The 8,970-nt window shown below is 65.1% G+C and carries 12 protein-coding genes; 2 read left to right on the forward strand and 10 right to left on the reverse strand.

What is annotated here, in order from left to right; genetic code table 11:
* From Q0Z94_RS10275 to Q0Z94_RS10320, 10 genes are all read right to left on the reverse strand, one after another.
* A partial coding sequence (locus tag Q0Z94_RS10275) for a hypothetical protein (RefSeq protein ID WP_298069417.1) occupies window positions 1-422 on the reverse strand: 422 nt, incomplete at its 3' end.
* Entirely contained in the window at window positions 416-1,030 is a 615-nt protein-coding gene (locus tag Q0Z94_RS10280) for a hypothetical protein (RefSeq protein WP_298069419.1), read from the reverse strand. The genes Q0Z94_RS10280 and Q0Z94_RS10275, both read right to left, overlap by 7 nt.
* Before the next feature lie 103 nt (window positions 1,031-1,133).
* Entirely contained in the window at window positions 1,134-1,568 is a 435-nt protein-coding gene (locus tag Q0Z94_RS10285; RefSeq protein ID WP_298069421.1) for a Bbp16 family capsid cement protein, read from the reverse strand.
* A 14-nt stretch (window positions 1,569-1,582) separates the two neighbouring features.
* A complete protein-coding gene (locus Q0Z94_RS10290) occupies window positions 1,583-2,575 on the reverse strand; it encodes a major capsid protein (RefSeq protein ID WP_298069423.1) in 993 nt (330 codons plus the stop codon).
* A 16-nt stretch (window positions 2,576-2,591) separates the two neighbouring features.
* Window positions 2,592-3,290 carry a hypothetical protein gene (locus tag Q0Z94_RS10295; protein ID WP_298069425.1) on the reverse strand — a complete coding sequence of 233 codons (699 nt, stop codon included), beginning with the start codon at window positions 3,288-3,290 and terminating at the stop codon, window positions 2,592-2,594.
* A gap of 45 nt (window positions 3,291-3,335) precedes the next feature.
* The gene (locus tag Q0Z94_RS10300) at window positions 3,336-3,650 is read right to left on the reverse strand and encodes a hypothetical protein (protein WP_298069427.1); all 315 of its coding nucleotides are present in this window, start codon (window positions 3,648-3,650) and stop codon (window positions 3,336-3,338) included.
* On the reverse strand, window positions 3,651-5,375 hold the full coding sequence (locus Q0Z94_RS10305; protein ID WP_298069429.1) for a portal protein: 1,725 nt from the start codon (window positions 5,373-5,375) through the stop codon (window positions 3,651-3,653).
* Between the two features lie 3 nt (window positions 5,376-5,378).
* Window positions 5,379-5,594 (reverse strand): hypothetical protein, encoded by a 216-nt coding sequence (locus tag Q0Z94_RS10310; protein ID WP_298069431.1) that lies wholly within the window; start codon window positions 5,592-5,594, stop codon window positions 5,379-5,381.
* A 1-nt stretch (window position 5,595) separates the two neighbouring features.
* Window positions 5,596-6,117 (reverse strand): hypothetical protein, encoded by a 522-nt coding sequence (locus tag Q0Z94_RS10315; protein WP_298069433.1) that lies wholly within the window; start codon window positions 6,115-6,117, stop codon window positions 5,596-5,598.
* A gap of 59 nt (window positions 6,118-6,176) precedes the next feature.
* Window positions 6,177-7,628 (reverse strand): terminase, encoded by a 1,452-nt coding sequence (locus Q0Z94_RS10320; protein WP_298069435.1) that lies wholly within the window; start codon window positions 7,626-7,628, stop codon window positions 6,177-6,179.
* 605 nt (window positions 7,629-8,233) lie between these two features.
* Here Q0Z94_RS10320 and Q0Z94_RS10325 point away from each other — a divergent pair.
* Together Q0Z94_RS10325 and Q0Z94_RS10330 are read left to right on the forward strand one after the other, a co-directional pair.
* Window positions 8,234-8,521: a hypothetical protein gene (locus Q0Z94_RS10325; RefSeq protein ID WP_298069437.1), complete on the forward strand. Its 288-nt coding sequence runs from the start codon at window positions 8,234-8,236 to the stop codon at window positions 8,519-8,521.
* Between the two features lie 13 nt (window positions 8,522-8,534).
* The gene (locus Q0Z94_RS10330) at window positions 8,535-8,843 is read left to right on the forward strand and encodes a hypothetical protein (RefSeq protein WP_298069439.1); all 309 of its coding nucleotides are present in this window, start codon (window positions 8,535-8,537) and stop codon (window positions 8,841-8,843) included.
* The last annotated feature ends 127 nt before the right edge of the window (window positions 8,844-8,970 follow it).

The following is an 8,970-nucleotide window of genomic DNA, read 5'->3' on the forward strand; positions in this document are numbered from 1 at the left end:
CTGAAGATGTCGTTGAGCAGGTCCGCCCCCGTGCCGGTGCTGGTGATGGGCAGCGCCACCGCCCGCCCCAGCTTCTCCCTGAGTTCCTGGCGTTCGGCGCAGGCCACGTCCAGCGCATCCTCTATTTCATGGGCGTCAAAGCGCGTCCCCGTGAGGTAGCGGTCTTCCTGCAGAAAGGGCATGGAGCGGTACACCGCCAGCCTGTGCCCCTGCGCCGGAGCTTCGGGCAGCGTCACCGTGCCGCCCGTGGCGCTGAGTTCCACCGCCGCCTTTCCGGTAACGTCCGTTTCCGTGCCGAACTCGTCGGCCTCCACCACGCGAATCTGTTCCGTGTCCCAGACCTTGAAGTCAAAGGAAAAACTCCTGGCCGCGCCGTTGCCTTCGTAGATGACGCGGCTTCTGTCCGTGGAAATGCTCACCATGCCCCCCTTGCCAGCAGCCAGGCGTCTGCCGTTCTGCGTTCTCTGCCCTCGCTCGCGTCCTGACCGTCCGCCTGAGGCACGGCCTGCTGATAGAGCTGCACGAGTTCCTGCACCTTGCCGGGATTGTTCTTGAGGAGCGGCACGGCGATGAGCGCGGCCAGCCTGCGGGCCATGGCCAGCACAAAGAGTTCGTCCCAGAGCGAAACGTCCTCCACGTCCACGCTGCAATCCGCCAGCGCCTGCTCCACGCTGCAGAGGATGACGGAGCGCCCGCCGTCCTCCACGATGCGGAAAGGCGCGTCCCCGGCTCCCAGGCTTCCCGCCCTGCCGCCGTGCACGCGGTGCAGCTTCAAACAGCCGTCCGGCAGTCCGTAGCAGAAGCGCCACTCCCGCGCATAGACTTCCGGCATGGGCTTTTCCGCCAGCACAAAGCGCTTCTGCGCAAAGCCGTAAGGGAAATCCCGCAGCGCCGCCCGCCGCGCCGTGTCCCAGTAGAGACCGCACTGAATGGCCTCCGGCGTGCGCTCGTCCGGCGAGGCAATGGTCCGTGTGCCGATAAAGCCCAGCGCCATGTTGCAGATGTCCAGCTTGCCCACCGTGGCCGCCATGTTCCGTCCTCCTGAATTCCTGCTGATTTCCCGCTGAATTCCTGCTGAATCCTTCTTGAAGGAAGGGCGTCCGGGAACGCCCCTCCCCGTTTCCGCGTCAGCCCTAGCCTTCGACCACGCCGCCGTCGATGTACATGCCCTTTTCGTAGGGCAGGACTTCCTCGCGCACCACGGCCGCGGTGAGCTTGCCGCCGGAGAACTCGCCCTCGGGCGTGGCCACCACCTTGATCCAGGACTTGGTCACGCCCATAGGCAGGAAGCGCCAGGCAAGGTTTCTGCCCGCTTCCATGTCCGCGAGCGCCACGGCCATTTCCGAGCCGGGCACATCGGCAAAGACCCCGTCCTTGTCGTCCGCCTGCTGGAGCTTGAAGGTGATGGACGTGCCCCCCGCCGCATCCCCGGTCACAGCCGTATACATGGGAATGGGCCCCATGCGGCCGGGCTTCTGGAAGGAGGTCAGGGCGATGGCTTCGCCGGTGATGGGGTCGGAGCCAAGCTCCTTGCCGTCAATGGAAATAAGGTTGTCGTCAAGAATCATAACTGCGTACCTCCTTACTTGACCTCGGTTTCAGCTTCGGAAATGGCGTCGCACTGGCGGATGGGACGGCCGTGCAGCACCGGGACGTTCTTCGATCCGAAGTATTCGCCGTAGGTGAGATGAACGTTGGACTTGTCGGCGGACTGGATTTCCAGACCGGTGAGCACGGACTCGGAAGCGTACCACACAGCTTTGGCGCGCATGGCTTCGGGCATCTTGTTCTTGGCGCGGATGAGCAGCGTCTTGAGGTCGACGTAGCCTTCCGAACCCGCGGCCAGCGTGAGCTTGGTGGTGTCGATGTTCACGATGCGCACCACGGAGCGCCAGTCGCGCACGGCCAGACCGATGTTCCAGGAGAACAGGTCGCCGTAGACCTCGAACTTGTAGCCGTTGCCGTCCGCCGTGGTGTACTTGCCCAGGTCCTCGTGCTTCAGCCCGGCCACGGAGTGCTTGGGGAAGAGCCCGTGCACCGTGGTCGGCCCCCAGGAAGCGAGGTAGATGGACGTGAGGTTCTTGCCCGTGCCGCCCGCGTCGATGACGTTGGGCATGTCCTTCTTGGAATAGCGGGTGGCAAGGCCGTCGAACTCGTCGGCGTTCTGCTTGTGGTCGCCGTAGAACAGGAGCTTGGCCGCCTTCTGGCGCAGGGCTTCGGTGTGCGCCAGCCCCTCGGAAAGGCGGTAGGCGTTGAAGGCCTCGGCGTAAAGCTCCTTCTCCTTGACGTCCAGCTCCATGCGGGATTCCAGCATCCCGAAGCCTTCGGTCACGCGGTTGAACTGGCTCTTGCTCACCGGCGTGCCGCGGTAGAGCCGGCGGAAGTAGACCTCGGGCAGGCCGGTGCGGATGCGGGTCTCGTGCCCGTCCGTCTTGTTGGCCTCACGGAACGGGATGTCCGTGAGGATGTCGTTGGTCTGATTCATGAGCTCGATCATGGTGGTGTCGAGCTTCTGCCCCTTGTAGAACTCTTCAATCTCGGCGAGGGTTGCGACCCCGCCCTTTTCGTAGGCCATAGATTCCTCCTGGCGTTTAATGGTTGCTGTCCTCGGCAGGGCCGTAGACCCGTTCCCAGAGCGGTCTGCCCGCGCCCGTGCCGCCTGCCCCGCTGCTGCCCACAAAGCGGTGCTCGCCCATCATGCGCCCCGCCCTGGCCAGGCTGCGCACCACGGCGGGATGGAACTGTCCCTGCGTGTCCTTGAGGAGTTTGCGCAGAGCGCCGTCCGTATCGATGGCGTCCAGCGCCCGGCGCGCCGCCGCCACGGTTTCCCGATAGTTCCGGACCGTGCCGCCGAACTCACGGTCTTCCAGAATTTCCTTGTCCCATGCCTGCCGCGTCTCACGCTCCTGCTGCTGCCGCCACGCCGTATCCTCCTGATACTGCGTGCGGTGCCAGTTGAGCACGGCTTCGGCCTGAGCGCGGGTCAGCCCCGCCCCGCGGCAGGTCTCGGTAAAGCTCGAGAGCTGCTCCTGCGGGATGGGGAAGTCCTCGGCTGCGGTCAGCTCGTAGGGCTCCGGCGCTTCCGGCTGTTTAGTTTCCCCCGGATTGCCAGCTTCCGCCTTGCCGCCCTCGGCGATGCCGTCCTGCACCCGCGGCGCGGCGTCGTCCTGCCCGGCGGCGTCCAAAGCCCCGGCGTCTTCGGCAATGCCGTCCTGCGCCTGCGGAGCGCTTCTGCCTTCATCCATACTTGCCGCGGCTGCGGCTCCTTCCTGTATCAGTTCACCTTCCAAGGTCTGAACCTCCGTTTTTTATAGTTCCGCTAAACGCTTCCTTTTTTATAGACCGGCTAAACTCCCGGCCTCGTGCTGAAGGGCCTCGTGAAAGAGCTGCCCGGCCAGTCCTTCCTTGATGCAGAGACTCAGCACTTCCAGCCCCAGCGCCCGCCGTCCGGCGTGCCAGGCCGTGGATGCCGTGTCCGCCGGAAAGTCCTGGCGCAGCACGCCGCTCTCCTCCAGCAGCCAGACCAGAAAGGACCGCCCCTCGCGGGACTTGCCCAGCACCCGCACTGCGCCCCGCAGCCGGAGTTCCTGTTCCCGGGCACGCTCTTCGGCGGCCTGCTGCTGTTCCACGGGGTCAAGCCATTCCTCCATTTACATGCCCCCCAGTCCGCCAAGGATGGTCCCCAGCAGGGTCTGTCCGTCCGCCCCGGTGGGAGCCTGCCCAAGGTTCTTGGCAGCCGCCGCCACATCCGAAACCTGCTGCGTGGCCGCCGCGGCCTGCTGCTGCGCCTCCTGCTGAGCCTGCGCTTCGGCCCGCTGCTGCCGCAGGGCGGCGATGTCGTCCTCGTCCCGCAGGCAGCTGCCCGGCATACCTATCCTGTCGAGGTAGGCCTTGCTCATGGCGTCCATGTCCAGCGTGTCCATGACCGACGGATCGGCCTGCGCCGCCTGCACCACAAAGGCCAGCCCCTGGTCGATGGCCGAGGTCGCGGTCATGCGCTGCGCCTGCGCCAGCACACTTTCAAAGGTCACGTCCAGCGCCGTGCCGTCCATGCCTTCGGGAGCTTCGGGCAGAGCGCCCCAGTCCCGCATGAGGGCAAAGGTGCGCTGGATGAGCGGCTCCAGCAGTTCCTTATGAAGGCGTTCAACCACAGGCCCGATGAGCATCATTTTCTCCTGCTGCTTGGCCTGAATCTCCGTGGCCGTGATCTGGCGGCGGTCGTCGTCGATGAGCATGCGGAAGAGGTCGGTGTACAGGCCGTCATAGATGATGCGCTCCACGTCCTTGATGCCCTGCATGGTGAAGTTCAGCGCGGCAGGCTCGGGCTGATGGATGGGCGTCACCGGGGTCATGCCCGTCCGCGTGGTATCCACATAATTGAGGGCGCTCGGGGCCAGCCGCACCCCGAAGGACTTGAGCGCGGAATCCGCCACCAGCGGCGGGTCGGCGATCTTGTGCTGCATTTCGCGCAGCGTCCTGGTCATGGCCTGGAGCATGCGGCAGTCCGGGGTCACGTCCATGGCCGGGGAACGTCCGTAGACGTCCGAACCGTTGATGTCCCAGCGCGGCGCAAAGGCCGGGAACATGTCAAAGCCGCCCTCGTCCAGCACGGAAGGCCTGCTGCCCACAGAGGACGCGCCGGAGCCTCCCGGCAGGAAGTAGACGCTGGCAAAGGGCTTGCTCTCCGGGCCCATGACCTGCCCGGCCTTCATGTCCTTGCGGGGATAGACGGCGTGCACCACGTCAAAGCGCGCCGTGCTTCCGGCCATGGCGTCGGCGGCGGAAAGGATGTACTGCGGCACGTTCTCCCCGCGGCCCCAGAGGTCCACGATCTGCCGGGCGGTCATGGAGATGTGCCGGAAGAAGGTGTCCACCTCGCCGCGTCCGTTGATGTCCAGCACGTATTCCCCGGCCCGCACCAGATGGAAATGTATGCCGTCCGCGTCCGCCGTCTCGATGAGCAGCCCCGTGCCGAAGGTGCCGAGGTCGGCGTAGAGCCCGTGGACAGCAGTGTAGAAGTTGCTCTGATGGAAGAGCACCTGCATGGTCTGCGTCACTTCATCCAGCCAGGCGTTGACCCCGGATTCTCCGCGGCCGTCCTGTTCTCCCTTGAGGACAAGGCGGAACCACGGACGCACCGGGCTGGTCATGCCGCCCTGCATACCGGCGGCAAGGGTGCGCATGGCCAGAACCCCAGCCGAGTTCACCAGCCGCGTGGCGATCTTCGGAGAGAGGTGCGCGGTGTTGTCGCTGTCCGAGCGCCAGCGGCACGGAAGGAACAGCTCGGAGAGATCGCGCCAGGCACTGTCCCAGCCGGCGCGGTCGGTGCGGAGCTGCTCGTAGCGGCGGTTCAGCTTGCTGACATCCACGGCCATGCCCTAGCCTCCCAGCGTGGTGCTGCCTTCCGTGTTGCTGGCCAGCCCGCCTGCCCCGGAGCGGTTTGTCATAATGGATGCGGAAAGCCCGCGGTTGCGCTTCTGCTTCTCTCTCTGAGCCTGCGCCGCACCGGTCGCCCCGGCGGACAGGCTCTTGGTCGCCTGCTTCTCCGGCAACGGAGCGGGTGCGGAATATCCACCTCCACCACCAAATCCCATGTTACACCTCACAGTTTTTAACGGTTTCCTCTGTGGCCAGCATGAGCACGCCGTCCACAAAGCGTTGTTTCCTGCCGTACCAGCAGGCCCCGGGCACCGTGCCCAGGATGCGGAAGCCCACCCGAGGAGCCATGCGCAGAACGTGATGGTTGGGCGCGGCCACACAGCCCAGAACGCTGGCGCAGTCCAGATGCTCAAAGCACCAGAGCAGCGCGCCGCGAACCAGCCAGTCCGCCCGGGAGAAGAAGCCGCGGTAGCCCGTCACCCCCACCAGACCGCAGCGGGTGCGCTCCTGAAAGGGAAGGAGCGTGAGCAGCCCTGCGGGAACGCCGTCAATGCGCCCCTCCAGCAGCAGCGTGTCCGGCCTGCGGCAAATCTCCAGCCAGTGCCCGGGGTCGGGCGCGTCAAACTGGCAGTCGAAGGCCCAGAGCAGGTCCTGCTCGCGCAGCCTGTTGAACACCTCCTCCCACGCCCCTTCTTCAAGGACGTGGTAGGAACGCACGCTGCCCTTCGTATCCTTCATGCTCCTTCCTGCTCCTTCATGTTCCTTCATGCTCTTCACGCCACCGGCCATGCCGCGCCTCACCAGGCGAGCGGGTCATAGGTGGTGTCCGCCATGGCGGGCCCGGAACCCACCGCCGCCACCGGGCTGTAAAAGGTCAGGGCCAGGGAATCGGCACGGTCCGGGGAAGCCAGGCCGCGCTTCTTCATGTCTTCTTTCTTCTCCAGCTGCAGCGCTCCGGAGGAGGTGAAGCCGTACTCCACCCCCGTGAGGTCCTGCTTCAGGTCGCGGTCGCCGGGCGGCAGGAAGGCCAGGCTCAGCCAGTCGCGCATCTCGCCCCACATCTCGGCACGGCGGTTGGCGTACTTCGCCGGGTCAAGGGCACGGGCTCCGGCCTGAGCGTCCACCACGGGAATGCCGAGCTGCCGCAGCCTGTCCACCACACCGGCACCCACGCCCACCCCATCCACAAAGACGGCCTGAGCGTGGCGCTCCGTGTAGTGCTGCGCCACCAGTCCCGCCACCCGCATGGTGTCCATGTCGCGGAGCACGATCTGCGGTTCGCAGAGCAGCCCGCGGCGGAAGGTGATCACCGTGCTGTCCGAGCCGAAGCGCGCCACGTCCACCCCCATGACCAGCGGAGCATGGGCGTAGGCCGAAGCCTGCGGACGGCGCTCCATGGCCTCGTCCACCAGGGCCACGGGGATGAACTGCGTCTCCCCGGCACTCGGGAACTCGCCCAGCACGCGGACCTTCACGAAGTCGGAATCCGCGCCGTAGTCGTCTATCCACTGCTGGAGCTGCGCCTTGTTGGTCATGCGGGCCGTGCGGCTGTCGATCTGACGGGTGTGCCAGCGGTGCCGGAAGCGGCCGAAGCACTCCCGGAAGCGGCCCGTGTTGCGCGTCGGGTTGCCGAAGGCGCACCAGATGATTTCGGTGTCGGCGTCGGTGAGCGCGCCTTCCGAGACTTCCCACACCACGTCCGGGATGGCGGAGGCCTCGTCAAAGATGAGCAGGACGCGGCGGCCCTGGTTGTGCAGTCCGGCGAAGGCTTCGGTGTTGCGCTCCGACCACGGCGTCATGTCCACGCGCCAGGTCTTTTCGTGGCCGGGCTGATTGCTGATGAGCGCCGTGGCCGTGCATTCAAACCAGGTGCGGGTGAGGCAGAGCCGGTGCCACTTGGCCAGTTCCGCCCAGGTCTTGGTGCGGAGCTGGTTCTCGGTGTTGGCCGTGACCACGCCCCTGGTGTCAGGGAAGGTGGAGACCGCCCAGAGGATAATCCAGGCCACCAGGGCGGACTTGCCCACGCCGTGCCCGCTGGCGACGGCCTCCTGTATGGAGGTGGTCAGGGATGAGCCGGACTGCAGGGACGCGCCGATGTCCTCCAGCACCTCCCGCTGCCAGACGTCCGGCCCGTCGGGAAAGGCCGCCAGCTCCCCCTTGCCCCAGGGAAAGGCCAGCAGCACGAAGCCGAGCGGGTCACGCCCCACCGAACCCATCAGGGTGATCAGTTCTCTGTCTGAAGTGTCCATAAAAAAACTCCTGCCCCGGCACCTGACCGGGACAGAAATCAGAAAAACATATCTGCGTTGCGCGGCACAGACCGGAGCGGGAAAAAGGCAGAAAAAGGCAGGAAAGGCAGGAAAGGCATCTTGTTTTTCCTGTCGGAAAAACGCTTAAGAGCGCCGAACTTCCAGTTCGGCGAAAGGCACCCTCCGGCCACGTCTGACGGGATCGCGCCTCGTGCAGCTTGACCTTCCCCGCTCCGGCGGCGTGACCATGTTTGCCGGCAAAGCCGGACAAACACGCCGCCTCCGCTATCTGCTCGCTACCGCTCGCTGCTCCGCAGGTTGAGGAAGGGAGAGCAAATCCTTGACCGCCGGAGGCACGGCGCGTGCGCCGTTGATAGCGAGCAGGCCGCGCGCAATCGGGCTTTGCCCGTTGCGCATGGCTGCGGCCAGCGAGCGGGGTGGTCATCGTCGCTCCAAACGCGCTACCGCGCGTGCCTCCGGCGGTCTAAGGAAGGGAAAGGCAAGTAAGCAAACGCCTGGGGGCGCACGCGCCGCCGGAGCGGGGAAAAGTCGGCTTGCCTTTTTGGCAGACTGTGTTTAAAGTACGCTCAATAAGGGAGAAAACCATGACCACCGCGACTTTTGACACGCTCGGCTATTTCGGAAAGCTCAAAGCCGCTGGTTTCACCGAAGAACAGGCCAGGGTGCAGGCCGAAGTTCTGCGGGACACGCTGGAAAAGTACGATGATTCCAGCCGCAGGGAACTCGCCACCAGGGGAGACCTGCGCGAAACCGAGCTGCGGCTGCTCACGGAAATCGAAAAAAACAAATACGCCCTGCTCAAGTGGCAGATCGGGCTGGCCCTTGCCATCATCGCCATCATGGCCAAGGGCTTCGGCTGGCTGGGCTTCTAGACGGGAGAAAACCATGACCACCGCGACTTTTGACACGCTCGGCTATTTCGGAAAGCTCAAGGCCGCTGGTTTCACCGAGGAACAGGCCAGGGTGCAGGCCGAAGTTCTGCGGGACACGCTGGAAAAGTACGATGATTCCAGCCGCAGGGAACTCGCCACCAGGGGAGACCTGCGCGAAACCGAGTTGCGGCTGCTCACGGAAATCGAAAAAGTCCGCGGGGAAGTCGAAAAAAATAAATACACTCTGCTCAAGTGGCAGATCGGGCTGGCCCTTGCCATCATCGCCATCATGGCCAAGGGCTTTGGCTGGCTGGGATTCTAGAAGGAAGGCAGCCATGCCCGGCACGGCTTTTGACACGCTCCCTTCCTTAGACCGCCGGAGGCGCGAGCGGTAGCGAGCTTGGAGCGACGAGATTTTCCCCGCTCCGGCGGCGTAACCATGTTCGCAG

Source organism: uncultured Mailhella sp. (genome assembly GCF_947631555.1).
In the GTDB taxonomy this organism is placed as follows: Bacteria; Desulfobacterota; Desulfovibrionia; order Desulfovibrionales; family Desulfovibrionaceae; genus Mailhella.